This window comes from Pseudomonas sp. T1.Ur, from assembly GCF_023516725.1.
Classification (GTDB): Bacteria; Pseudomonadota; Gammaproteobacteria; order Pseudomonadales; family Pseudomonadaceae; genus Aquipseudomonas; species Aquipseudomonas alvandae.
Window position 1 is genome coordinate 2,405,445 of the sequence record NZ_JAMGSN010000001.1, and the last position, 23,696, is coordinate 2,429,140.

Below are 23,696 nucleotides of genomic sequence, written 5' to 3' on the forward strand. Positions count from 1 at the left end.
GTCGTGTTGGGGCAGTTGCACGCAGGTCGCTCACATCAGGGAAAAGGTTCGGGGCGGGCGGCTTGCAGGGGCAGGTTGGCCGCCTCCCAGGCATCGAGGCCGTCGCGGTACCAGTACAAATGGTTATAGCCCATGGTCGCGGCGCGTTTTACCGCGTTCCAGCTCAACCAGCAATCGGAGCGGCAGTAAAAGACCAATGGCTGATCCAGGCGTCCGGCGGTGGCCTTGCGCAGGTGGAAAGTGAAGTAGTCCTGCCAGGTCGGATCCAGCTCGCCGTCCCCCGTGTTGGCCAGCCACAGGCTGCCGGGGACGTTGGCGTGGGGCTCGGTGTCGATGAAACGCCCCTGGACCCAGGGACGCCGGTAGACGTCGATCAACACCGGGGCAGGCAGTTGCCCGAGCAGATTCTGCAAGGCGTCGGTGTCGAGGGTTTGCGCGCCTTCGGCGGAGGCGGGCGTCGGGCTGCGGTATTGGGCAATGCGATAGCCCAGCGGGGAAAACAGCGCAGTGTCGGCCTGGGCGACATTCAGCGACAGACCCAGCAAGACGATCGCCAGCAAACGGGGCATGGGATTTATCCTTTTTGTTATGCGCCCATTACATGCCAGGGTCGAGGTCTTGTGAATGCGACCATAGACAGGAAAACCGGTACTAAAGTAGTAATTTCCGACCTGAAGATCCGCACATTGCCCTGTGGGAGCGAGCTTGCTCGCGATAGCGGCGGTTCAGTCAGCATTGATGTGTCTGGTTCACCGCTATCGCGAGCAAGCTCGCTCCCACAGGGGCCGTGTGTGCTGGACCGTTCAGCTAGCCTTGCGCAACGCCGCATGCTGCGGATTGAACGTCCACACCGCCAGCAGCGCGAACAGCAGGGTCAAGCCCACGCACACGGTCATCGCCAGCAGGTTGAATTGCCCATACAACGCAAACCGCACCAGTTCCACGCCATGGGTGAAGGGGTTCACCGCGCACAGCCAGTACAACCAGGGGCTGGCCTCGAGCATTTTCCATAGCGGGTACAGGGCTGAAGACAGGAAAAACATCGGGAAGATGACGAAATTCATCACCCCGGCGAAGTTCTCCAGTTGCCGGATCGCATTGGACAACAACAGCCCCAAGGCGCTGAGCATCAGCGCCACCAGTAGCAGGGCCGGCAATGCCAGCAGCAGGCCCACGGCCGGAGGCTGGACGCCGTAGAGCCAGGCGATGGCGAGGAAGGCGTAGACCTGCAACAGCGAGATCAGCGAGGTCGCGAGCAACTTGCTCGCCAGCAGGAAGGCCCGGGGCAGGGGGCTGGTCAGCAATACGCGCATGCTGCCCATTTCCCGGTCGTACACCATCGACAGCGAACCCTGCATGCCATTGAACAGCAAGATCATGCAGGCCAGCCCCGGCACGATGTACACCTCGTAGGGGATGTAAGTGTCGTACGGCGCGATGATGGCGATACCCAGCGCCGCCCGAAAGCCGGCGGCAAACACCAGCAGCCACAACAACGGTCGCACCAGGGCACTGAGCAACCGCGTGCGCTGCAAGACGAAACGCAGCCATTCACGCATGACGATGCCACTGAAACATTGCCAATAAGCATTCATGCGGCCACCCCCGAGGCGGTCAGACGATGGAAGGCCGAGCCGAGGCTGCCGCCGTGTTCCTCGCTCACGTCTTCGGCCCGACCGCTGGCGACGAGCCGGCCCTGATGCACAATGAGCAGGTCATCGCTGGGCTGCACTTCGTCGAGCAAGTGAGTGGTCCAGAGCACGCTGATGCCCTGTTCGTAGCACAACTGGCGAATATGCTGCCCCAAGGCCTGGCGACTGGCCGGATCGAGGCCGACACTCGGCTCGTCTAGCAGCAACAGGCGCGGTTCGTGGAGCAATGCGCGGGCGATTTCCACCCGGCGTCGATGGCCGCCGTTGAGGTTGCGCACCCGCTCGTGGCGCCGCTCCGTCAGATGTTGGCGGGCCAGCTCGGCGTCGATCCGCGCGCTGCCCTGGCGCCGCGAAATACCGTGCAGCGCGAGGTGATAGCGCAGGTTCTGCTCGACGCTCAGGTCCAGGTCCAGCGTGCTTTGCTGGAAGACGACGCCCAACTGGCGCAAGGCCTGGCGCGGTGAAGTGCGCAGCGAATGACCGCCGACCCGGATCTCGCCGCGCTGCACGTCGTACAAGCGCGTCAGCAGGGCAATCAGCGTCGACTTCCCCGCACCGTTCGGTCCGAGCAGCGCGGCGAAGTGTCCGGCGGGCACGCTGAAATGGACCTGGCGCAAGGCCTCCCGGGCGCCGTAGGCGAAGCCCAGGTCGCTGACCTCCAAGGCGTTCATGGCGTCACCACCACGCCCCAGGGATAGCGTCCGACTTTCACCGACTTGAGCACCTTGCGGCTCTGGACGTCGATGACCGAGACATCGCCGCTGACGCCATTGGTCGCCAGCAATTGCTTCTGGTCCGGGGTGAACGCCAGTTGCCAGACGCGCCGGCCCACCAACAGGTAGTCCAGCACTTCGAAGGTCTTGGCGTCGATCACCGCGACATGGTTGGCCGGGCCCAGGGCGACGAACGCCAGCTTGCCGTCGGCGCTGAGCTTGATGCCCACCGGTTGTACCTTGTCCGGATGCACGCCCTTGATCTGGAAGGTCAGGGTTTTCAGGACTTGGCGCGTGGCAACGTCGAGGATGGTCAAGGTGCCGCCGATTTCCGCCGAGGCCCAGAGCTGCGTGCCGTCGCGATTGAACTCGACGAAGCGCGGCCGTTGGTCGACCAAGGTGTTGTCCGCCAACGTCTGGGTGCTGGTGTCGATCCAGTGCAGCATGTTGGTGGTCTCGCTGGTGTTGACCGCCCACTTGCCGTCGGGGCTGACGGCCATGCCTTCGGGCTCGACACCCACGCCGATCTGGCCCAGCACTTCGGAGGTCTGGGTGTCGATCACCGTGACCAGGGCATCGTCTTCGTTGGAAACATAGAGCCAGCGATCGTTGGGGTGCAGGGCGAATTGTTCCGGGTCCTTGCCGGACGGCAGCTCCTTGATGATCTTGCGGGTGGCGACGTCCATCACCTGGACGCGGTCCGAATCGCTGGCGCAGATGTACAACAGGCGGTTGTCATGGGACAGCAACAGGCCCCGGGGGCGTTGGCCGACCGGCAAGGTCTCGACGACCTCAAGGCTCTGCAGATCGATCAGGCTGAGGCTGTTGTCTTTTTCATTGGAGACCCAGGCAATGCTGGCCGCAGCGGGACCGGCAAGGAGCAGCGAGGCGCCCAGGGCGAGGGCTTGGCAAAGCAAGGCCGGGTTGAGCAGGGGGCGGCGCATGGCGTTTTCCTTATTGTTGTTATCGATCAGGGGTAGCGACAGCTCACTTCGGGCTGGTCGAAGCCCAGGCTGTCCATTTCGTTGGAGGGGTGCAGGAAGCCGTCCTGGGGCGAGGTGCTGACCAAGGCTCGCGGCTGGACCAGGGGAATCGGTTGGCGCAACTGGCCGTTCCAGGGGCGATAGCTGAGCTTGCGGCCCTTGAATCCATCCAGCGGCAACTGATCGCCGAGGGCCAGTTGGCGGATCGCGAACGGGTCGTCCTGGCGCAACTTGCTGACGGCGGCGGCGATGCTGCGCACGGCGATCCAGGCGGCGAAGTCGCGGTCGTTCATCCAGCGCCCAGCCAAGGCTTCGAAGCGTTTTTGCAGTTGCGCCGCGCCGTAGGTCTCGACCGTCTTGTGCCAACCGGTGGGCGTCAGCCCCTGGGTGCCGGCCACCGGGCGCGGAAACCAGGTCTGGTAGGGCACGTATTCGCCAAAGTCGCCGCGCTCGTCGGCCACCAGCACCACGTCGTATTCGGCGGTCTGGGTGAACAGCGGCATGTCGGCCTGGGCGCTGCGACGCTGGTCGTTGTCGAACTGCCAAGGCTTTTCGGCGACGATCTTCATGCCGAAGCGCTTCATGGCTCGGCGCAACGCAGCGGCGTAGGCCTGGTCTTCGGCTGTCTGGCCGACGATCAGCAAGGCCCGCTGCCATTTGCGCACGACACTGAACTGGATCAAGGCATCGGCGAGCGTCGCGCGGTCGGGCAGGGTGTGCAGGACGTTGCCCAGGCAGTCGGTGGTGCGCAGGCTGTCATCAGGGCTGCCAGCGTTGAACAGCAGGCTGTCGGGGAGGGCGGCGCTGAGCTGGCGCAGGCTTTCGCCCGGCGCATTCACCACGAACAACCGCAGGCCTTGCGCATGCTGGGCACGGGCGGCCTCCAGCAATGCCTGGGGACTGTCGACGTTGGCGCTTTCGAGGCGGTAGTCGTGCTTGAGAAAGCGTCCGGTGCTGTTGCTGTCGATGATCGCCAGTTCGGCGCCGCGCAGCCCGGCGTCAGTGGGTTCGGCGATGACGTTGGACAACAGCGGGCCGGGGTCGGGCCGGTAGCCGAGGTAGCCGATGCGCACCTGCAACGGCACGGCGTCGCCTGCTTGGGCGGTTGCCGCAGCCAACAGGTAAACCAGGGCGTAACTGACAAGCCGGTGCATGACGTCCTCCATTGCAGGTAGCGCCAGCATAGGAAGGCCGTGGTCCTGGGGAAATATGCAGAAAGTACCGCCGGGGCAGTACCAAGGTAGTAGCTCGCCCCAGGCGCCGGGGTTTTAGGATGCTTCAATTGCCATTCATCAGGGAGCGGACAGACCGTGCGAATATTCAAGACGCTGCTGTTGCCGTTGTTGCTGATCCTGAGTTTGATCGGAGTGGATTGGCGTGCCCCGTCCCCTGTGGGAGCGAGCTTGCTCGCGATGATGGCGGCACATTCAATATTGAGGCCGGCTGACCCACCGCTATCGCGAGCAAGCTCGCTCCCACAAGGGATCGGTGTGAGTCAAGGGGCGGAGCACTAGCCATGTCAGCCCTCTGGCGAATCAACCTCTGGGTCTCGGCGTTCTTCGCCCTGGTCACCCTGGCCTGTGCAACGCTGCTGTTGCACCAGGCCACGGCCGACGTGAAGCGCGAATTGCAATCGGCCGAGTCGGTGGTGCATTACCTTCGCGAAACCGCCCAGCGCGACCCGGCCAGCCTTCAGTCGCGGCTCACCGGCAGCCTGCGTCATGTGCGGGTGCGTTGGTTGGCACCCGGGGAAAACTCGCCGGCGCAAGAGCCTGGCGTGAACGCCTGGTTGGGGCGTCGACTGTTGATCGATGGTCCTGCCGCCCAGGTCGTTGAGTTGCAGGACGGTCGTCGGGCCTGGATCGCCGTGGACCCCGTGGATGAAGTGGATGAGATCCTCGATTCCCTGGTGCAACTGTTCGGCGTTTGCGCGATGGCCTTGCTGCTCAGCTTGCTGGCGATCCGCTGGGCGGTGCGCCGGGGCATGCGCTTGCTGGACGAATTGCTGCAGGCGCTGCACCAGGTGTCCGCCGGGGATCTGCAGGTGAACCTGCGGGCAGCGGGCATTTCGGAGGCCCAGCAGGTGGCGGAGCATTTCAACCGCATGACTGCCGCCCTGGCCCAGACCCGGGCGGACAATGCCCGGCTGACCCAGGCGCTGCTGGCTGTGCAAGAGCAGGAACGCAAGTCCCTCGCGCAAACCTTGCATGACGATCTGGGCCAATACGTGGCGGGCATCCGTGCACGGGCCTGCCTGCTGCGCCTGGTCATTCATCAACCGCCCGCGCTGGAGCAGACCGCCAACGAGTTGGAAGAACACTGCGATCATTTGCAGCAAGGCTTTCGCGCCTTGGTCAATGACCTGTACCCGGTGGTGCTACAGCATCTGCCCCTGTACGAGGCTGTCGAATTATTGGCCCGGCAATGGCAGGACAACCATGGCATCGCCTGTCAGTTGCGGGTCGATGGCGCGATACCGGCATTGGCCGGGCCGGACAAAGCCCACCTGTACCGCCTGTTGCAGGAAGCGCTGACCAACATCGCCCGGCATGCCGACGCCAGCCAGGTACGGATCCGCATGCAGCACCGCGCCGGTCGCCTGCGGCTATGGGTGCGCGATAACGGTTGCGGTGCCCAGCAGCCCGCTCGCGCCGGCGTCGGCCTGCATTCGATGTCGGAACGGGCGCGCAGTCTCGGCGGTGAACTGCGGATCATGAGTCGGCCCGGCGCGGGTTGGGCGCTGGCCTTGAACATTCCCTTGGAGGCGTCATGAATATTCTGTTGGTCGACGATCACGCCGTGGTCCGGCAGGGCTATGCCAGCCTGTTGCGGGCGTTGATGCCGGAACTGCAGGTTCGCGAAGCCGCTTCGGGCGAAGAGGCGTTGAGCCAGGTGCAGGAGCAGGTGCCGCACCTGGTGATCATGGACTTCGGCCTGCCGGGCATCAGCGGGCTGGAAACCACCCGGCGCTTGCGTCAGCGCCTGCCGCAACTGCGGGTGTTGTTCTTCAGCATGCACGATGAATTGCCGTTGGTTCGCCAGGCGCTGGATGCCGGCGCAGCGGGCTACCTGACGAAGAATTCGGCACCGCAGGTATTGGTGGAGGCGGTGCGACGGGTGCTGGCGGGCCATGCCTACATCGAGCAGGCCCTGGCGACGCAATTGGCCTGCGCCACTCCCCGCCACGACGGCGATCCGCGCCTGCAATCGATGACCCAACGCGAGCTGGAAATCTTCGTCATGCTCGCCAAGGGCACCCCCGCGCGGACCATTGCCGAACAGCTGTGCATCAGCGCCAAGACCGTGTCCAACCACCTGACGTTGCTCAAGAGCAAGTTGCAGGTCAGCTCCCATGCCGAGTTGGTGCATCTGGGGATTGATATGGGCGTGGTGCGGGTGGCCGGCTGAAACCAGGCGATGAAGATCAATTGTGGCGAGGAAGCTTGCTCCCGCTGGGGGCCCCTGTAGGAGCTGCCGAAGGCTGCGATCTTCTGATCTTCTGATCTTCTGATCTGTTGCTTGAGATTCAAGTGTCTGGGGAAAGATCGCAGCCTCGTTTCACTCGGCAGCTCCTACACAGCTCCTACACAGCTCCTACACGCAGTCCCAGCGGGAGCAAGCTCCCTCGCCACGGGGTGTTCAGCGATCCCAAGACGTTGGGCACCCGACACAGCCCTGCATATTCGCATCCTGGAAATTCCCATAATGCTGGCGGGAGCCGCTCAAGTTGGCCTGTTCCAGATTGCTTTCGCCCAACTTGACCTCTTGCAGATTGGCATCGCGCAGATCAGCGCCCTTGAGGTCGGCTTTGCTCAGCCAGGCCATTTCCAGATCGGCGGCTTGCAGGTTGGCATTCTGCAAGCGCGCGCCGGACAAACGGGCGAACTGAAGGTACGCCGCCGTCAGATCAGCGCGCTGGAATTGCGCACCCTGGGCAAACAGGCCCCAGCCCTGGATCGCCTTGAGCGTGGCACCGCTGAAGTCCGCCAGGCGCAGGTTGCTTTGTTGCAGGCTGGCGCGAGTCAAGTTGGCGCCCTGTAGCTGGGCTTTCTCGAGATTGGCCAGGTCCAGCCGCGCGTGGCGCAGGTCGGCATCGCGCAGATCCGCGCCGGCGAGGTTCATCTTGCGCAAGTCCTGGTTGGCCAAGTCAGCGCCCCGCAGGTTGGCGCCGGGGCATTGGCTGGATTCGGCGATGAGGCAGCCTTTGATTGTCAGAGGGGTGTCGGGGTCATCGGCATGGGCAACGGCGCCGATGAACAGGAGCAGTAATGGCAAAAATCTCATGGCAGGAACTCGGTGTTAACTGTGGGAGCGAGCTTGCTCGCGATGGCGGTGGTTCAGCCGGCATTGATGTTGACTGACACTGCGCTATCGCGAGCAAGCTCGCTCCCACAAGGGCTTGTGGTGGAGGTCGGGTTATTTCTGCGCTGTCGCCTTATCCCAACTCGGAATCTTGAACACCCAGAACGAACCACCCTGGGCCACCGGCTTGGTCAGTTCGGCCATGTCACCGCCCCACAACGGCACGGCGCCGCCGTAACCGACGGTCACGCCGATGTACTGCTCGCCGTCCTGCTCCCAGGTAATGGGCGGGGAGACGATGCCGCTGCCGGTCTGGAACTTCCACAGCTCCTTGCCGGTTTTCGCGTCGAAGGCCTTGAAGAAACCGTCGCCGGTGCCGGTGAACACCAGGTTGCCCTTGGTCGCCAGCACGCCTGCCCACAGCGGCAGCGGTTCCTTGTGCTCCCACACGACCTTGCCGGTGGTGGGATTCATGGCTCGCAGGCTGCCGACGTGATCGTCATACATGCGCTTGATCCGGAAACCCATGCCCAGGTAGGCGGAGCCTTTTTTATAGCTGACTTCCTCGGTCCAGTACTCCTCTTTCCATTGGTTGCCCGGTACGTAGAACAGCCCGGTGTCCTGGCTGTAGGCCATGGGGTTCCAGTTCTTGCCGCCGAGGAACGGCGGCGAGACTTCCACCGGCTTGCCCTTGGTTTCTCCCGGCAGTGGCTTGGCCGGGCGCTGGCCGGGATTTTCCACCGGGCGACCAGTCTTCAGGTCGATGTGGCTGGCCCAGGTGATGTTGTCGACGAAGGGAAAGGCGTTCTGCAGTTTGCCGTTGTGGCGATCCACCACGTAGAAGAAGCCGTTGCGGTCGGCGTGGGCGGTGGCCTTGACCACTTTGCCGTCCTTGTCCTTGTAGTCGAACAGCACCAGCTCGTTGTTGCCGGAGAAGTCCCAGGCATCGTTGGGCGTGTGCTGGTAGAACCACTTCACTTCACCCGTGCTTGGATCAACACCCACCTGGCCGGAGGTGTAGAGGCTGTCGTAATCATGGGGATTGCCGTCCTTGGCCGTGCGCGCCCAGGTGTTCCATGGGCCGGGGTTGCCCGCGCCGACGATGATGGTGTTGGTCTCGGCGTCGAAACTGGCGCTCTGCCAAGGCGCACCACCGCCGTGGCTCCAGGCTTCCACCTTGCCGGTCTCGGTGGTCTTGTCGTCAGGCCAGGACGGCGCCTTGACGTCGCCGGTCGGGGTGCTGTCCTTGCCGTTGAGACGGCCCATGTGGCCTTCGACAAACGGGCGCATCCAGACTTCTTCACCCGTGTCCGGATCACGGGCGAACAGTTGCCCGACCACGCCGAACTCATCGCCGGAACTGCCGTGGATCAGCAGGACCTTGCCGCTGGTCTTGTCCTTGATCAGCACCGGGGCGCCGGTCATGGTGTAGCCGCCGGCGTGATCGCCGAATTTCTTGTTCCACACCACCTTGCCGGTGTGCTTGTCCAGGGCGACGACGCGGGCATCCAAGGTGCCGAAATAGATCTTGTCGCCATAGATGGCCGCGCCGCGGTTGACCACGTCGCAGCACGGGCGAATGTTGTCCGGCAGCCGGTGGTTGTAGGTCCACAGGCGCTTGCCGGTCTTGGCATCCAGCGCGAACACCCGCGAATACGAGCCGGTGACGTACACCACGCCGTCGCTGACGATGGCCTGGGATTCCTGGCCGCGTTGCTTCTCGTCGCCGAATGAATAGGACCAGGCCGGGGTCAGCTTGAACACGTTCTTGTCATTGACCTGGGCCAGCGGGCTCCAGCGTTGGGCGTTGGTGCCCATGCCGTATTGCAGCACGTCCTGGGTGGTCAGGTGATCGTTGGCGATGTCCTCCCAGGACACGGCGGCGTGCGCCTGGGTGCCCAGGGTCAGGCTGCCGGCCAGCAGCAGGGCAACGGCCAGGGAGGAGAGGGCAGGTCGGGTTTTTATTGTCATGGTGGGATTTCCCAGTGAGGTTTTGGCCTGACTAGGGTCGGGTCTCGCATGCCTCGTCCGATACGGAAAAAGTCCCGCCCTTGCCGGGAAGACTTCCCAGATCGCCCCTCTTTGCGACTTGCGTCGGACGACCTGCTACCAAGGAACTAGACCGCGACCACCAAAGCAGCATTCGGCTGTGGGCAGGCGGTTCCTAAGATGACGGCATGGCCTCCGCAAAGAGGTCTTGCGTGCAATTTCGAGGGCATAACAATGACAACAAAACGCAACGCCATCATCGCTACCGCACTGCTGATGGGGCTGACCGGCGCTGGCTCCGCATGGGCCCATGGCAACGTAGTGCCCCAGGCAGTGGAAACCAAGGGGCTGACGCCCATCAAGGACACCAACCTGCCGGTGGATGCCGACGGTTGGGTCGCACAAAACCCTTATCGCAACTCCCCCGAGCGGGACAAGGCCGTGGAAATCGGCGCTTCGGCCTACAACCAGAACTGCGCGGCCTGTCATGGCCTGGAAGCCAAGTCCGGCGGGATCGCCCCGGATTTGCGCATGCTTGACGCCGCCGAAGCCGGCGATGAGTGGTTCGTCGAGCGCGTGCGCCACGGCGCCGTGCGTGATGGTCGCGTCTATATGCCGAAGATGGCCGACTACCTGAGCCAGGAAGCGCTGTGGGCGGTGCGGACCTATCTGGACAGCGTGCACGTCGAGGAGTGATTGCCATGCGCCTGTTCGCGTGGGTGATGTGCGGCCTGCTGTTGTGTGTCCAGGCGGTGCAGGCGCAGGTGCGCAGCTACGACCAGATGATCGCGGCCGGCGAATTGAAGGTCGCGGTCTACAAGGACTTTGCCCCCTACAGTTTCGAAGACCAGGGCCAGCCCCGGGGCGTCGATGTGGAGGTGGCGCAGGCCCTGGCCAAGGCCATGGGCGTGCGGCTGGAACTGATCTGGGCGCCGCCCGGCGAAAAGCTCGACGATGACCTGCGCGACTACATCTGGCGCAGCAGTCCATTGCACGACCGGCAACTGGCCGACCTGATGATGCGCGTGCCGTACGATCACGACTACGTGCAAAGGCGCAACGACATCGGTGAGCTGGAAAATGCCCAAGTGGTGATGTTCGGGCCGTATCAGCAGGAATGCTGGCAGGTGGCGTACGACCAGCGCCGGCTGGACTCGGTGGGCAGCGTCGCGGTGTTCCAGCAGCACCCCATCGGCGTCGAAGTCGACAGCGTGCCGTCGTTCTACCTGACCTCGGTGTTCAACGGCATGCTCAGCGCCAAGACCCACCATTACCCCAGTGTCGCCAAAGCCTTCGGGGCCATGCAGGCCGGCGAAGTGGATGCCGTCATGGCGATGCGCGGGGAGATCGACTGGCAAGTGCACCAGGCTGCCGATCCGCAGTTGGCCCTCGCTGAAAACGCCTACCCGAACATGGGCAAGCAGCGCTGGGAGATCGGCATGGCGGTGCATGAAAGCAACCGTCAGTTGGCCTACGCGGTGGAAGAGGTTCTGGAAGGTTTGATTCGCGACGGCACGCTCAAGACCGTGTATGCCCGCTATGGCCTGCGTTACGAAGTACCCGAGATGTACCAATAGGAGCGCGGGATGAACTGGCGAGCGTTTGGCCTGCTGTTGGGTTGCCTGCCGTTGATGGCGAGCGCGATCGAGCCGGGAAAGGACCCGGTGCCGTCGGTGATGTGGGCCTTCTATCACAAACAGTTGCTGGCGGATGCGCCGTTCGTGTTCGACGAGCGGGTGCGGGTGCTGGCGCCGCCCTTTGCCGAGGACGCGCGCCAGGTGCCACTGGAAATAGACGCGCGAGCCTTCACCGGCGACGTCGTGCGGGTGCTGGCCTGGGCCGAGCTCAACCCGCTGCCTAGAATCGTTGATTTCCAGCCCTCGGAGCGGGTGCTGCCGTGGCTGTCGATCCGCATTCGTATCGAGCAAGCGACTCCGCTGCGCGCCGCCGTGCAGACCCGCGACGGCTTGTGGCACGTCGGCTCGACCCTGATCGATGCGGCGGGTGGCGGCTGCACCGCGCCCAGCGTGGTGCGCACCCAACCGGGTTGGGAAGAGCACCTGGGTGAGGTGCTGGGCGGGCGCTACCCGCGTGGGGATTCGAATCGCCTGCGCTTGCAGATCGCCCATCCGATGGACAACGGCCTGGTGAACGGCATCCCGGAATTTTTCCTCAACCAGGCGCAACTGTTGGACGCCGACGGCAAGCTGCTGGCGCGCCTGGAGCTGTTCCCGGCGGTCAGCGAAAACCCCAACCTGGGCCTCGACATCCAAGGCCCGGGCCAGACCCGCCTGGTGCTGCGCGACAACAGCGGCAACCAGTTCGAGGCGGCCATCCCCTGATCAAAGGAGCGCGCCATGCGCTGGTTGTTGCTGATCTGTCTTGGGCTGTGCCTGCCGGCATGGTCCGCCACCGATTATTCCCTCAAGCCGCGGCAGATCGCCGAGGGCACCTGGTTGCTGGAAGGCAGCACGGATAATTTCGCCAAGGCCAACGGTGGCAACATCGTCAACACCGGGTTCATCGTCACCGAGGCCGGGGTGGTGGTCATCGACACCGGGCCGTCCAAGCGCTATGGCGAGGCGCTGCGCCAGGCCATTGCCGCGACGACGGACAAACCGGTGGTCCAGGTGCTGCTGACTCATCATCATCCGGATCATGTGCTGGGCAACCAGGCCTTCAGCGATGTGCCCATCGGTGCGCTGCCCGGCACCACCGACCTGCTGCGACAGCAGGGTGACGCGCTGGCGGAAAACATGTACCGGCTGGTAGGCGACTGGATGCGCGGCACCGAGGTGGTGCTGCCGACCCAGGCGCTGAGCGCCGGTTCGCTGAAGGTCGGCGATCATACGCTGCGCCTGCTGGCGTTGGCTGGACACACCGGGGCAGACCTGGCGATCCTCGATGAAACCACCGGCGTGCTGTTCGCCGGCGACCTGGTGTTTTACGAACGAGCCCTGACCACCCCGAACAGCCCCGGCCTGGAGGTCTGGCTCAAGGACCTCGACACCCTCCAGGCACTGCCCTGGAAGCTGATCGTCCCCGGCCACGGCCCGGTGGCCAGCGATGCCCGGCCTTTCTTGCAGATGCGCGACTACCTGGGCTGGCTCGATCAACTGATGCGCGACGGCGCGGCCCGGGGCGACGACATGGCCGAGATGATCCGCAGCCCCATCCCCGAGCGCTTCGCCGGGATCAGCCTGAGCCGGTATGAGCTGATTCGCAGCGTCAGTCATCTTTATCCGCGTTATGAGCGGGCGGGGATGAAGCGGGTGGACACCCACGACCCTGACTGACCCCACACCTTTATGGCTGGGAGCTGGGCCCTGTAGGAGCTGGCGAAGGCTCGGGCCGCGTTCGGACGATCTTTTGATCTTGATCTTTCGCTTGAGATTCAAGTGTCTGGGGAAAGATCGCAGCCTCGCTTCGCTCGACAGCTCCTACACGCAGTCCCAGCGGGAGCAAGCTCTCTCGCCACGGGGTATTTGCTTACTTCCACATGTACCAAGGAACTAGAAAACTCAACACAGCGGGCAATTGTTGGCGTCGCCGCCGAGGCCAAGAATCTGTGGCAGACCGGGAAAATTTCCCGGGTATAACAATAACCGCAGAGGTAGCCGCCATGATTCATCCCGCACGTCGCCAGCCCTTCGCCGTGAACCTGCTGCTCAGTGCCATGCTGCTGTCCGGCTCGGCGTTGGCCGCCGTGACCGACCAGGAAATTCTCCAGGACCCGAAGAACCCGCAACAGGTCGTGACCAACGGCTTGGGTGTCCAGGGCCAGCGCTACAGCCCGCTCGACACCCTCAACGTCAATAACGTCAAGGACCTGCGTCCGGTCTGGGCGTTCTCCTTTGGCGGTGAAAAGCAGCGCGGCCAGCAGGCCCAGCCGATGATCAAGGACGGGGTGATGTACCTCACCGGGTCCTACTCGCGGGTGTTCGCGGTGGATGCGCGCACCGGCAAGAAACTCTGGCAATACGACGCGCGCCTGCCCGATGACATTCGCCCGTGCTGCGACGTGATCAACCGTGGCGTGGCGCTGTATGGCGACCTGGTGTTCTTCGGCACCCTCGACGCCAAGCTGGTGGCCTTGAACAAGGACACCGGCAAAGTGGTGTGGAGCAAGAAAGTCGCCGACCACAAGGAAGGCTACTCCATCAGCGCCGCGCCGCTCGTGGTGAACGGCAAGCTCATCACGGGCGTGGCGGGCGGCGAGTTCGGCGTCGTCGGCCAGATCAGCGCATTCGACCCGAAAAACGGTGAACTGCTGTGGACCCGGCCGACCGTGGAAGGCCACATGGGCTACGTCTACAAGGACGGCAAGGCCGTGGAGAACGGCATTTCCGGCGGCGAGGCGGGCAAGACCTGGCCCGGCGATCTCTGGAAAACCGGCGGCGCCGCGCCTTGGCTGGGCGGCTACTACGACCCGGAAACCAATCTGCTGCTGTTCGGCACCGGCAACCCGGCGCCCTGGAACTCGCACCTGCGTCCTGGCGACAACCTCTACTCCTCGTCGCGCCTGGCCCTGAACCCGGACGACGGCAGCATCAAGTGGCACTTTCAGAGCACACCCCACGACGGCTGGGACTATGACGGCGTCAACGAGCTGATCTCGTTCAACTACAAGGAAGGCGGCAAGGACATCAAGGCGGCGGCGACCGCCGACCGCAACGGTTTCTTCTACGTGCTTGATCGCACCAACGGCAAGTTCATCCGCGGCTTCCCGTTCGTCGACAAGATCACCTGGGCCACTGGTCTGGACAAGGATGGCCGGCCGATCTACAACGAGGCCAGCCGTCCGGGCGCGCCGGGCAGCGAAGCCAAGGGCAGTTCGGTGTTCGTGGCACCGGCGTTCCTCGGCGCGAAAAACTGGATGCCGATGGCCTACAACCAGGACACCGGGCTGTTCTACGTGCCGTCCAACGAATGGGGCATGGACATCTGGAACGAAGGCATCGCCTACAAGAAAGGCGCGGCGTTCCTCGGCGCCGGGTTCACCATCAAGCCGCTGAACGAAGATTACATCGGCGTGCTGCGGGCCATCGACCCCAAGACCGGCAAGGAAGTCTGGCGCCACAAGAACTTCGCGCCGCTGTGGGGCGGGGTCCTGACCACGAAGGGCAACCTGGTGTTCACCGGTACGCCTGAAGGTTTCCTGCAGGCCTTCAACGCCAAGACCGGGGAAAAGGTCTGGGAATTCCAGACCGGCTCCGGCGTGCTCGGCTCGCCGATTACCTGGGAAATGGACGGCGAGCAGTACGTTTCGGTGGTGTCCGGCTGGGGTGGTGCGGTGCCGCTGTGGGGCGGCGAAGTGGCCAAGCGCGTGAAGGACTTCAACCAGGGCGGCATGCTCTGGACCTTCAAGTTGCCGAAGGAGCTTGTGGCCAAGCGCTAAAGCCTGCCAAGAACCGTGGCGAGGGCGCTTGCCCCCGCTCGGCTCTTTGTAGGAGCTGGTTGTAGGAGCTGGCGAAGCCTGCGATCTTTTGATCTTTTGATCTTTTGATCTTTTGATCTTTCGCTTGAGATTCAAGTGTCTGGGGAAAGATCGCAGCCTCGTTGCACTCGGCAGCTCCTACGCAGCTCCCACGCAGCTCCTACGCAGCTCCTACGCAGCTCCTGCGCAGCTCCACAGTTGCGCTTATCGCTTGAAACCTACGACCAAATAACGAGAGAGCCCCCTGCCAATGACGCATTCGTCCACCGCACGGGGCTCTCTACCATCGGCCTATCGCCTGTCCCGCGACAGGCATCGACCAGGCAGAGGCCCATCATGATCTACGCACAACCCGGAACCCCAGGCGCCGTCGTTTCCTTCAAGCCGCGCTATGGCAATTTCATCGGCGGCGAGTTCGTCGCGCCGGTCAACTGCGAATACTTCACCAACACGTCGCCGGTCAACGGCGAAGTCATCGGCGAATTCCCGCGCTCCAGCGCAGCCGATATCGACAAAGCACTGGATGCGGCCCACGCCGCCGCCGATGCGTGGGGCAAGACCTCCGTGCAGGATCGCTCCCTGGTGCTGCTGAAAATCGCCGACCGCATCGAGCAGAACCTGGAAATCCTTGCCGTCAGCGAGACGTGGGACAACGGCAAGGCCGTGCGTGAAACCCTGAACGCCGACGTGCCGCTGTCGGCTGACCATTTCCGCTATTTCGCCGGTTGCATCCGCGCCCAAGAGGGCGGCGCTGCCGAAATCAACGAGTTGACCACCGCCTATCATTTCCACGAGCCGCTGGGCGTGGTCGGCCAGATCATCCCGTGGAACTTCCCGCTGCTGATGGCCGCCTGGAAACTCGCTCCGGCCCTGGCCGCTGGCAACTGCATCGTGCTCAAGCCGGCGGAGCAGACGCCGCTGTCGATCACGGTATTCATCGAGCTGATCGCCGACCTGCTGCCAGCGGGCGTGCTGAACATCGTCCACGGCTTTGGCCGCGAGGCCGGTGAGGCCCTGGCCACCAGCAAGCGCATCGCCAAGATCGCCTTCACCGGCTCGACCCCGGTGGGCTCGCACATCATGAAATGCGCCGCCGAGAACATCATCCCGTCCACCGTGGAGCTGGGCGGCAAGTCGCCGAACATCTTCTTCGAAGACATCATGCAAGCCGAGCCGGCGTTCATCGAGAAGGCTGCCGAAGGCTTGGTGCTGGCGTTCTTCAACCAGGGCGAAGTCTGCACCTGCCCATCCCGCGCCCTGGTGCAGGAATCGATCTATGCGCCGTTCATGGCCGAAGTCATGAAGAAGATCGCCAAGATCAAGCGCGGCAATCCACTGGACACCGAGACGATGATCGGCGCCCAGGCGTCCCAGCAGCAATACGACAAGATCCTTTCGTACCTGGACATCGCCCGGGAAGAGGGCGCCGAGTTGCTGACCGGTGGTGCGGCCGAACGCCTTGAGGGCGATCTGTCCAGCGGTTATTACATCCAGCCGACCCTGCTCAAGGGCCACAACAAGATGCGCGTGTTCCAGGAAGAAATCTTCGGCCCGGTGGTGGGCGTGACCACCTTCAAGGACGAAGCCGAAGCCCTGGCGATCGCCAACGACACCGAGTTCGGCCTCGGCGCCGGCCTCTGGACCCGCGACATCAACCGCGCCTACCGCATGGGCCGGGCGATCAAGGCCGGACGCGTGTGGACCAACTGCTACCACCTGTACCCGGCGCACGCTGCGTTCGGTGGCTACAAGAAATCCGGCGTCGGCCGCGAAACCCACAAGATGATGCTCGACCATTACCAGCAGACCAAGAACTTGCTGGTGAGCTATGACGTGAATCCGTTGGGGTTCTTCTGACCCTGGGAAGCGCAAACAGGGTTGCCGTGATCCCTGTAGGAGCTGGCGAAGCCTGCGATCTTTTGATCTTTCGCTTGGGACTCAAGTGTTTGGGAAAAGATCGCAGCCTCGTTGCACTCGGCAGCTCCTACGCAGCTCCTGCGCAGCTCCTACACTGCTTCTCCTGTAATACCAACGCACCCCACCCACCGCTTCGAAAGTAGCATTCGGGCCCGGATCGCCCCGTGCATTAATGAGCCTGCCGGAATCGCCCGGTACAAGAAGAGGAAAGACCCATGTGGACTAAACCCGCGTACACCGACCTGCGTATTGGCTTTGAAGTGACGATGTACTTCGCCAACCGATGAGTGCCTGGCCCGGCTTGACGCGTTCAGGCCGGGCTACCCATTGGTCGGATTGCATTAACGGCGGGATGCTTTAGGCTCAACGTATCCCTCGACAATAACAACAGGCTTACCCATGAGCCCCGCAACTGAAAAGATGAGCCTCAGCCCGCTGCGCAAGTTCGTTTCCCCTGAAATCATGTTCGGTGCCGGCTGTCGGCACAACGTTGGCAACTACGCCAAGACCTTCGGCGCCCGCAAGGTGCTGGTGGTCACCGATCCCGGGGTGATCGCCGCCGGTTGGGTCGGTGACGTCGAAGCCAGCCTGCAAGCCCAGGGCATCGACTACTGCATCTACAGCGACGTCTCGCCCAATCCTCGGGTCGAGGAAGTCATGCTCGGTGCCGAGACCTACCGCGAGAACCATTGCGACGTGATCGTCGCGGTTGGCGGCGGCAGCCCCATGGACTGCGGCAAGGCGATCGGGATCGTGGTCGCCCATGGCCGCAACATTCTTGAATTCGAAGGCGTGGACACGCTGCAAGTGCCCAGTCCGCCGCTGATCCTGATTCCCACCACGGCCGGCACTTCTGCCGATGTGTCGCAGTTCGTCATCATCTCCAACCAGCAAGAGCGCATGAAGTTTTCCATCGTCAGCAAGGCAGCGGTGCCGGACGTGTCGTTGATCGATCCGGAAACGACCTTGAGCATGGACCCGTTCCTGTCCGCCTGTACCGGCATCGACGCCCTGGTGCATGCGATCGAGGCGTTCGTTTCCACCGGCCACGGACCATTGACCGATCCCCATGCGCTGGAAGCGATGCGCCTGATCAACAACAACCTGGTGCAGATGATCGCCAACCCGGCGGACGTCGCCCTGCGGGAAAAGATCATGCTCGGCAGCATGCAGGCCGGGCTGGCGTTCTCCAACGCGATCCTCGGCGCGGTGCACGCCATGTCCCACAGCCTGGGCGGCTTTCTCGACCTGCCCCACGGCTTGTGCAACGCGGTGCTGGTGGAACATGTGGTGGCGTTCAACTACACCTCGGCGCCGGACCGCTTCAAAGTGATCGCCGAGACCCTGGGCATCGATTGCCGTGGGCTCAACCACAGGCAGATCCGCACCCGGCTGGTGGAACACCTGATCGCCCTCAAGCGCACCATTGGTTTCCATGAGACCTTGGGCTTGCATGGCGTCAGCACCTCGGACATTCCGTTCCTGTCGCAACATGCGATGCATGACCCGTGCATTCTTACCAACCCTCGGGAGTCGAGCCAGCGGGATGTCGAGGTCGTCTATGGCGAAGCCCTCTGACGAGCAGCAGAAAGCCCTGGCCGGGTTGCTGGGGTTGGGCAACCACTCGACACGCAAGAGTCATTACCCCGAACTGGCGGCGCGCCTCGATGAGCTGGAGCAGGCCCGGCAACGCTTGCAACAGCTCAACGATCAACTGGAACAGCGGGTGGCCGAGCGCACCGATGCGCTGCTGGAGGCCAACCACAACCTGCAGCAGCAGATCGCCCAGCGCAAACGGGTCGAGCAACAGTTGCGCGATGCCCGGGACGCGGCCCAAGCGGCCAACCGCAGCAAGGATAAATACCTGGCCGCCGCCAGCCATGACCTGTTGCAACCCCTCAACGCCGCGCGGCTTTTGATTGCGACCTTGCGCGAGCGACAACTGCCCAGTGCCGAGCACGTGCTTGTGGAGCGCACGCACCAGGCGCTCGAAGGCGCCGAAGACCTGCTGGCCGACCTGCTGGATATTTCCCGTTTGGATCAGGCCGCCGTCAAGCCAGACCTGGCGCCTTATCGGCTGGATGAGCTGTTGGCGCCGCTGGCGTCCGAGTTCCAGTCGGTGGCCGGTGCCGCAGGCCTGGAGCTGCGCGTGCGGTTCGGCGACGAAGCGGTGCTGACTGACCTGCGGCTGATGACCCGCATCCTGCGCAATCTGCTGAGCAATGCCTGTCGCTATACCGACCAGGGCGGCATTCTCCTGGCGGCGCGGCGTCGGGGAGGGCACTTGAGCCTGGAGGTCTGGGACACGGGGCGCGGCATCGCCGCCGATTGCCTGGAGTCGATTTTCCTCGAGTTCAACCAACTGGACGTCGGACGGGCGGCGGATCGCAAGGGCGTCGGCCTGGGGCTGGCGATCGTCGAGCGCATCGCCCATATCCTCGGCTATCGGGTGCAGGTGCGCTCCCGGCCTGGACGCGGTTCGGTGTTCAGCATCGAAGTCCCGCTGTCAGCCGAACGGCCGCTGCCCATGTCCCAGGTTCCGGTGCAGGCCGTGGCGGGCAACCCGCTGCCGGGACGCCGGCTGCTGGTCATCGACAACGAAGTGAGCATCCTGCAAAGCATGGCGGCGCTGCTGGAACAGTGGGGCTGCGAGGTGTTGACCGCCACCGATGAAGCGGCTGCCTTCGACGCCCTCCAAGGCCGCGCTCCGGAGCTGGTGCTGGCGGATTTCCACCTCGATCATGGGGTGGTCGGCTGCGAAGTGGTCAGGCATCTGCGCGAGCACTTCCAGCAGGCGATACCCGCCGTGATCATCACCGCCGACCGCAGCGACCAGTGCCGCCGCGCCCTGCGCAAACTGAACGCACCGCTGCTGAACAAACCGGTCAAGCCAGGTAAGTTGCGGGCGGTGTTGAGCCAGTTGCTTGGGTAGCCAAGCCTAGACAAAACCTGTGGGAGCGAGCTTGCTCGCGATGGCGGTGGCACAGGCCGATTAGCTTCGACCGACGCTCCGCTATCGCGAGCAAGCTCGCTCCCACAGGTTCTTCGGGTGAATACGATAATATGTGTTATGTTATCCGCTTTCGTTTGGCAGGAATTCTCATTCCTGGCTTGCACGGACCAACGACTGCCCGAGTACCCCGATGAGCCTATCCACAAGCGCGACAAGCCCAGCCGCTATCTTCCCGCCGACCCTTGCATCCAGCACGGCAAAAACCGCCACACGCCTGCTCGCCATCGACGCCCTGCGGGGATTCGTCATGCTGCTGATGTTGGTTGACCATGTGCGCGAGACCTTTCTCCTGCATCGCCAGGTCACCGATCCCATCGATGCCCTGAGCGTGACACCGGACCTGTTTTTCACCCGCTTGCTCAGCACGCTCTGTGCCCCGGTGTTCATCTTTCTCACCGGTTTATCGGCGTGGCTCTACAGTCAGAAACACACGGCCGGCGAGACGTCGGTGTTCCTGCTCAAGCGCGGCCTGTTCCTGGTGTTCCTGGAACTGACGTTCGTGTGTTTTGCCTGGAACGCCGAGTTCCCGCCGAAGACACTGTGGTTGCAAGTGATTTGGTGCATCGGGATCTGCATGATCATCCTGGCGGCGCTGCTGCACTTCAAGCGCAGTTGGCTGGTTGTGCTTGGGGTTGCCATCGTCGCCGGGCATAACCTGCTGGACGGCATTGTGCTGGGGCCGGACTCGCCGTTTTTCGTACCGTGGTCGATTCTTCATCAACGGGCGTTCATCGATATCACCGAATTCACCCGTGCGCGCACCACCTATCCGGTGCTTCCGTGGATTGGCGTGATCCTGCTGGGGTGGGGCATCGGGCCTTGGTTCGCTGCGGATGTAGAACCGCGCGTGAGGATGCGGCGGTTGTTTACAGTCGGCATCGGTCTGTTGATCGCCTTCATGTTGATTCGCTATGTCAACGTCTACGGCGACAAACCCTGGGTCCAGACCGGCGATGCGTTGCGCACGTTCATGAGTTTCATGAGCGGGACGAAGTACCCACCATCCTTGATGTTCCTCCTGCCAACGCTTGGGTTGGGCTTGATCCTGCTGGGGCTCTTCGAAAAAATCCAGTCACGGGGAAGCACCGCGGCATTGGCGATTTATGGCGGCGCGCCAATGTTCTTCTACCTGTTGCACCTCTACGTGCTGAAGGCCATGTACCTGGTGGCGGTCTTCATCTGGGGGACCAATCAAGGTGCCTATTTCGGCTTCGATCAGTTGCCCATGGTCTGGTTGTGGAGCGCCGTGCTGGGCGTCGTGCTGTTTTTTCCGACGCGTTGGTTCGCCTCGTTGAAACAACGCCGTCGCGATATTTCAATCCTCAAGTACCTGTGATTTGGCAGGGCCACAGCATTTACGGGACGCAAGCGAGCCATTAAAACGCCGCCACTTTGTCGGCGTTTTTGTCAGGAATGCAAAAATGCGCTTCGGTCTGTTTGGTTCATTCTGTAAACTGCCCCCGCTGCGACAATCGGGCACGGCCACGGCAGGCCCGATCTAGACCGTTTTGCAGTGTCACTCACCCAGCTGAAGCCAAGACCTACAAGAAGTCAGCGCCGGAGAGACATAAATGCGAGGCCGATTCGTTCGGCCCCTGTAGGTCCATCCTCCAGTCCATTCGATACCCGTCCGCCGAGCTGGCATTGGGCGAGGTTGATACACGAACAGGACTGTGGGACGGAATAGCGTTTTATCCCGGGGATACACACATGTTGAAGAAAACACACACGGCGCTGCTGGGCCTGGCGATGGCGATGGGTCTTGCGACCACGCACGCCGCCGAGCCGAAAAAAGTCGATGTCTTGCTCATTGGTGGCGGCATCATGAGTTCGACCCTCGGTGTCTGGCTCAATGAGCTGGAGCCGGGCTGGACCATGGAAATGGTCGAGCGCCTGGACGGTGTTGCCGAAGAAAGCTCCAACGGCTGGAACAACGCCGGTACCGGTCACTCCGCGTTGGCCGAATTGAACTACACGCCGGAAAAGGACGGCAAGGTCGATATCTCCAAGGCGATCGAGATCAACGAAGCGTTCCAGATTTCCCGTCAGTTCTGGTCCTGGCAGGTCAAGAACGGCGTGCTGAAGAATCCGCGCTCGTTCATCAACTCCACGCCGCACATGAGTTTCCTGTGGGGCGACGAGAACATCGCGTTCCTGAAGAAGCGCTACGACGCACTCCAGGCCAGCCCGCTGTTCGCCGGCATGCAGTACTCCGAAGACCCGGCGCAGATCAGCAAGTGGGTTCCGCTGATGATGCAAGGGCGTGACCCGAGCCAGAAGGTCGCGGCCACCTGGAGTCCGTTGGGTACCGATGTGAACTTCGGCGAAATCACGCGCCAGTTCGCGGCTTACCTGCAATCCAAGCCGAACTTCTCCCTCAAGCTGTCCAGCGAAGTGGAAGACATCACCCGTAACGAAGACGGCTCCTGGCGCGTTTCGTACAAGAACCTGAAAGACGGTACCGAAACCGAGACCGACGCCAAGTTCGTCTTCATCGGTGCCGGTGGCGGCGCGCTGCACCTGCTGCAGAAGTCGGACATTCCGGAAGCCCGTGAATACGCCGGTTTCCCGGTGGGTGGTTCGTTCCTGGTGACCGAAAACCCGACCGTTGCCCAGATGCACCTGGCGAAGGCCTACGGCAAGGCTTCGGTGGGCGCACCGCCGATGTCGGTTCCACACCTGGACACTCGTGTGCTGGACGGCAAGCGCGTGATCCTGTTTGGCCCATTCGCCACGTTCTCCACCAAGTTCTTGAAGAACGGTTCGTACTTTGACCTGCTGACCAGCACCACGACCCACAACGTCTGGCCGATGACCAAGGTCGGCATCGAACAGTACCCGCTGGTGGAATACCTGGCTGGCCAACTGATGCTGTCGGACGAAGACCGCTTCAATGCTCTGAAGGAATACTTCCCGGACGCCAAGCAGGAAGACTGGCGCCTGTGGCAAGCCGGCCAGCGTGTGCAAATCATCAAGCGTGACGAAGAGAAGGGCGGCGTGCTGAAGCTCGGCACCGAAGTCGTGGCTTCCCAGGACGGCAGCATCGCTGGCCTGCTGGGTGCGTCGCCAGGCGCTTCGACCGCCGCGCCGATCATGCTGAGCGTGCTTGAGAAGGTCTTCAAGGACAAGGTAGCCACCCCGGCCTGGCAGGAAAAACTGCGCCAGATCGTGCCGAGCTACGGCACCAAGCTCAATGACAACCCTGAGCGCGTCGCGCAGGAATGGGCCTACACCAGCGAAGTCCTGCAACTGGACCCGCCACCGGCCATCGGCAAGGCGGCGGCCCCTGTAGCTCCGGTCAAGCCGGCTGCTGCTCGGGAAGCCAATCCAGCGGCTGACATGGCGCTGTAAACCGGACGCTATCCGGTCAAGTACAAAAACGCCGCTCAAATGAGCGGCGTTTTTTTATGCGCGCCCGGTTACCCCCTTGTGGGAGCGAGCCTGCTCGCGAAAAGGCCGGCACTTCCAACATCCTCATCGACTGTGACACCGCCTTCGCGAGCAAGCTCGCTCCCACACTGGATTTGCAAGAACCGCAGAATCGTATGTCCGCCGCGGACTTTGTGGGAGCGGGCTTGCCCGCGAAGAGGCCGGTATATCCAACATCCTCATCGACTGTGACACCGCCTTCGCGAGCAAGCTCGCTCCCACACTGGATTTGCAAGAAGCCGCAGAATGTATGTCCGCCGC

General features: G+C 62.9%; 20 protein-coding genes. 13 read left to right on the forward strand and 7 right to left on the reverse strand.

The annotated features are described in order from the left end of the window. Positions 1–35 precede the first annotated feature (35 nt). From M8Q45_RS10855 to M8Q45_RS10875, 5 genes are all read right to left on the reverse strand, one after another. Positions 36–569 carry a PQQ-dependent catabolism-associated CXXCW motif protein gene (locus tag M8Q45_RS10855; protein WP_249874724.1) on the reverse strand — a complete coding sequence of 178 codons (534 nt, stop codon included), beginning with the start codon at positions 567–569 and terminating at the stop codon, positions 36–38. A gap of 234 nt (positions 570–803) precedes the next feature. Beyond that, on the reverse strand, positions 804–1,595 hold the full coding sequence (locus M8Q45_RS10860) for a lanthanide ABC transporter permease protein PedC (RefSeq protein WP_249874725.1): 792 nt from the start codon (positions 1,593–1,595) through the stop codon (positions 804–806). Beyond that, on the reverse strand, positions 1,592–2,323 hold the full coding sequence (locus M8Q45_RS10865) for a lanthanide ABC transporter ATP-binding protein PedB/LutE (RefSeq protein WP_249874726.1): 732 nt from the start codon (positions 2,321–2,323) through the stop codon (positions 1,592–1,594). The genes M8Q45_RS10860 and M8Q45_RS10865 overlap by 4 nt, the downstream gene beginning before the upstream one ends. Then, the gene (locus tag M8Q45_RS10870; protein WP_249874727.1) at positions 2,320–3,309 is read right to left on the reverse strand and encodes a YVTN family beta-propeller repeat protein; all 990 of its coding nucleotides are present in this window, start codon (positions 3,307–3,309) and stop codon (positions 2,320–2,322) included. The genes M8Q45_RS10865 and M8Q45_RS10870 overlap by 4 nt, the downstream gene beginning before the upstream one ends. 26 nt (positions 3,310–3,335) lie before the next feature. Beyond that, complete coding sequence (locus M8Q45_RS10875) at positions 3,336–4,502, reverse strand: lanthanide ABC transporter ABC transporter substrate-binding protein PedA1 (protein ID WP_249874728.1); 1,167 nt, start codon at positions 4,500–4,502, stop codon at positions 3,336–3,338. A gap of 362 nt (positions 4,503–4,864) precedes the next feature. Between M8Q45_RS10875 and M8Q45_RS10880 the strand changes: the two genes are divergently transcribed. Continuing rightward, positions 4,865–6,121: a HAMP domain-containing sensor histidine kinase gene (locus M8Q45_RS10880; RefSeq protein WP_249874729.1), complete on the forward strand. Its 1,257-nt coding sequence runs from the start codon at positions 4,865–4,867 to the stop codon at positions 6,119–6,121. Next, entirely contained in the window at positions 6,118–6,756 is a 639-nt protein-coding gene (locus M8Q45_RS10885; RefSeq protein ID WP_249874730.1) for a response regulator, read from the forward strand. The genes M8Q45_RS10880 and M8Q45_RS10885 overlap by 4 nt, the downstream gene beginning before the upstream one ends. Positions 6,757–6,987: 231 nt before the next feature. Here the strand turns inward: M8Q45_RS10885 and M8Q45_RS10890 are convergent, their stop codons facing one another. Then, positions 6,988–7,632, reverse strand: coding sequence for a pentapeptide repeat-containing protein (locus M8Q45_RS10890; protein ID WP_249874731.1), 645 nt, complete (start codon positions 7,630–7,632; stop codon positions 6,988–6,990). A gap of 132 nt (positions 7,633–7,764) precedes the next feature. Beyond that, positions 7,765–9,621 (reverse strand): quinoprotein ethanol dehydrogenase, encoded by a 1,857-nt coding sequence (exaA, locus tag M8Q45_RS10895; RefSeq protein ID WP_249874732.1) that lies wholly within the window; start codon positions 9,619–9,621, stop codon positions 7,765–7,767. Positions 9,622–9,873: 252 nt separating this feature from the next. Here exaA and pedF point away from each other — a divergent pair, with 252 nt between their 5' ends. The 11 genes from pedF (at position 9,874) to mqo (ending at position 23,357) form a co-directional block, all read left to right on the forward strand. Next, on the forward strand, positions 9,874–10,335 hold the full coding sequence (pedF, locus tag M8Q45_RS10900; RefSeq protein WP_181288356.1) for a cytochrome c-550 PedF: 462 nt from the start codon (positions 9,874–9,876) through the stop codon (positions 10,333–10,335). 5 nt (positions 10,336–10,340) lie between these two features. Continuing rightward, positions 10,341–11,216, forward strand: coding sequence for a substrate-binding periplasmic protein (locus tag M8Q45_RS10905; protein WP_249874733.1), 876 nt, complete (start codon positions 10,341–10,343; stop codon positions 11,214–11,216). Positions 11,217–11,225: 9 nt separating this feature from the next. After that, on the forward strand, positions 11,226–11,981 hold the full coding sequence (locus M8Q45_RS10910) for a quinoprotein dehydrogenase-associated SoxYZ-like carrier (protein WP_249874734.1): 756 nt from the start codon (positions 11,226–11,228) through the stop codon (positions 11,979–11,981). Between the two features lie 15 nt (positions 11,982–11,996). Then, positions 11,997–12,935, forward strand: coding sequence for a quinoprotein relay system zinc metallohydrolase 1 (locus tag M8Q45_RS10915; protein ID WP_249874735.1), 939 nt, complete (start codon positions 11,997–11,999; stop codon positions 12,933–12,935). Between the two features lie 326 nt (positions 12,936–13,261). Further along, a complete protein-coding gene (locus M8Q45_RS10920; protein ID WP_249874736.1) occupies positions 13,262–15,037 on the forward strand; it encodes a PQQ-dependent methanol/ethanol family dehydrogenase in 1,776 nt (591 codons plus the stop codon). A gap of 375 nt (positions 15,038–15,412) precedes the next feature. Then, positions 15,413–16,933 carry an acetaldehyde dehydrogenase ExaC gene (gene exaC / locus M8Q45_RS10925; RefSeq protein ID WP_249874737.1) on the forward strand — a complete coding sequence of 507 codons (1,521 nt, stop codon included), beginning with the start codon at positions 15,413–15,415 and terminating at the stop codon, positions 16,931–16,933. 275 nt (positions 16,934–17,208) lie between these two features. Next, a complete protein-coding gene (pqqA, locus tag M8Q45_RS10930; RefSeq protein ID WP_003243383.1) occupies positions 17,209–17,280 on the forward strand; it encodes a pyrroloquinoline quinone precursor peptide PqqA in 72 nt (23 codons plus the stop codon). A 133-nt stretch (positions 17,281–17,413) separates the two neighbouring features. Continuing rightward, a complete protein-coding gene (gene ercA, locus M8Q45_RS10935; protein WP_249877308.1) occupies positions 17,414–18,571 on the forward strand; it encodes an alcohol dehydrogenase-like regulatory protein ErcA in 1,158 nt (385 codons plus the stop codon). Continuing rightward, a complete protein-coding gene (locus M8Q45_RS10940; protein ID WP_249874738.1) occupies positions 18,555–19,925 on the forward strand; it encodes a hybrid sensor histidine kinase/response regulator in 1,371 nt (456 codons plus the stop codon). The genes ercA and M8Q45_RS10940 overlap by 17 nt, the downstream gene beginning before the upstream one ends. 211 nt (positions 19,926–20,136) lie before the next feature. Beyond that, positions 20,137–21,342, forward strand: coding sequence for an acetyltransferase domain-containing protein (locus tag M8Q45_RS10945; protein ID WP_283939030.1), 1,206 nt, complete (start codon positions 20,137–20,139; stop codon positions 21,340–21,342). Positions 21,343–21,716: 374 nt separating this feature from the next. Further along, positions 21,717–23,357: a malate dehydrogenase (quinone) gene (mqo, locus tag M8Q45_RS10950; protein ID WP_249874739.1), complete on the forward strand. Its 1,641-nt coding sequence runs from the start codon at positions 21,717–21,719 to the stop codon at positions 23,355–23,357. Positions 23,358–23,696 lie beyond the last annotated feature (339 nt).

What these genes read in the sequence shown, in the direction of transcription:
- M8Q45_RS10940 (WP_249874738.1), top strand. Translation starts at nt 18,555, where the DNA reads ATGGCGAAGCCCTCTGACGAGCAGCAGAAAGCCCTGGCCGGGTTGCTG.
- M8Q45_RS10945 (WP_283939030.1), top strand. Translation starts at nt 20,137, where the DNA reads ATGAGCCTATCCACAAGCGCGACAAGCCCAGCCGCTATCTTCCCGCCG.
- M8Q45_RS10880 (WP_249874729.1), top strand. Translation starts at nt 4,865, where the DNA reads ATGTCAGCCCTCTGGCGAATCAACCTCTGGGTCTCGGCGTTCTTCGCC.
- M8Q45_RS10915 (WP_249874735.1), top strand. Translation starts at nt 11,997, where the DNA reads ATGCGCTGGTTGTTGCTGATCTGTCTTGGGCTGTGCCTGCCGGCATGG.
- M8Q45_RS10875 (WP_249874728.1), bottom strand. Translation starts at nt 4,502, where the DNA reads ATGCACCGGCTTGTCAGTTACGCCCTGGTTTACCTGTTGGCTGCGGCA.
- M8Q45_RS10905 (WP_249874733.1), top strand. Translation starts at nt 10,341, where the DNA reads ATGCGCCTGTTCGCGTGGGTGATGTGCGGCCTGCTGTTGTGTGTCCAG.
- M8Q45_RS10860 (WP_249874725.1), bottom strand. Translation starts at nt 1,595, where the DNA reads ATGAATGCTTATTGGCAATGTTTCAGTGGCATCGTCATGCGTGAATGG.
- M8Q45_RS10920 (WP_249874736.1), top strand. Translation starts at nt 13,262, where the DNA reads ATGATTCATCCCGCACGTCGCCAGCCCTTCGCCGTGAACCTGCTGCTC.
- mqo (WP_249874739.1), top strand. Translation starts at nt 21,717, where the DNA reads ATGTTGAAGAAAACACACACGGCGCTGCTGGGCCTGGCGATGGCGATG.
- exaA (WP_249874732.1), bottom strand. Translation starts at nt 9,621, where the DNA reads ATGACAATAAAAACCCGACCTGCCCTCTCCTCCCTGGCCGTTGCCCTG.
- exaC (WP_249874737.1), top strand. Translation starts at nt 15,413, where the DNA reads ATGATCTACGCACAACCCGGAACCCCAGGCGCCGTCGTTTCCTTCAAG.
- M8Q45_RS10885 (WP_249874730.1), top strand. Translation starts at nt 6,118, where the DNA reads ATGAATATTCTGTTGGTCGACGATCACGCCGTGGTCCGGCAGGGCTAT.
- M8Q45_RS10870 (WP_249874727.1), bottom strand. Translation starts at nt 3,309, where the DNA reads ATGCGCCGCCCCCTGCTCAACCCGGCCTTGCTTTGCCAAGCCCTCGCC.
- M8Q45_RS10855 (WP_249874724.1), bottom strand. Translation starts at nt 569, where the DNA reads ATGCCCCGTTTGCTGGCGATCGTCTTGCTGGGTCTGTCGCTGAATGTC.
- M8Q45_RS10865 (WP_249874726.1), bottom strand. Translation starts at nt 2,323, where the DNA reads ATGAACGCCTTGGAGGTCAGCGACCTGGGCTTCGCCTACGGCGCCCGG.
- M8Q45_RS10890 (WP_249874731.1), bottom strand. Translation starts at nt 7,632, where the DNA reads ATGAGATTTTTGCCATTACTGCTCCTGTTCATCGGCGCCGTTGCCCAT.
- M8Q45_RS10910 (WP_249874734.1), top strand. Translation starts at nt 11,226, where the DNA reads ATGAACTGGCGAGCGTTTGGCCTGCTGTTGGGTTGCCTGCCGTTGATG.
- pedF (WP_181288356.1), top strand. Translation starts at nt 9,874, where the DNA reads ATGACAACAAAACGCAACGCCATCATCGCTACCGCACTGCTGATGGGG.
- ercA (WP_249877308.1), top strand. Translation starts at nt 17,414, where the DNA reads ATGAGCCTCAGCCCGCTGCGCAAGTTCGTTTCCCCTGAAATCATGTTC.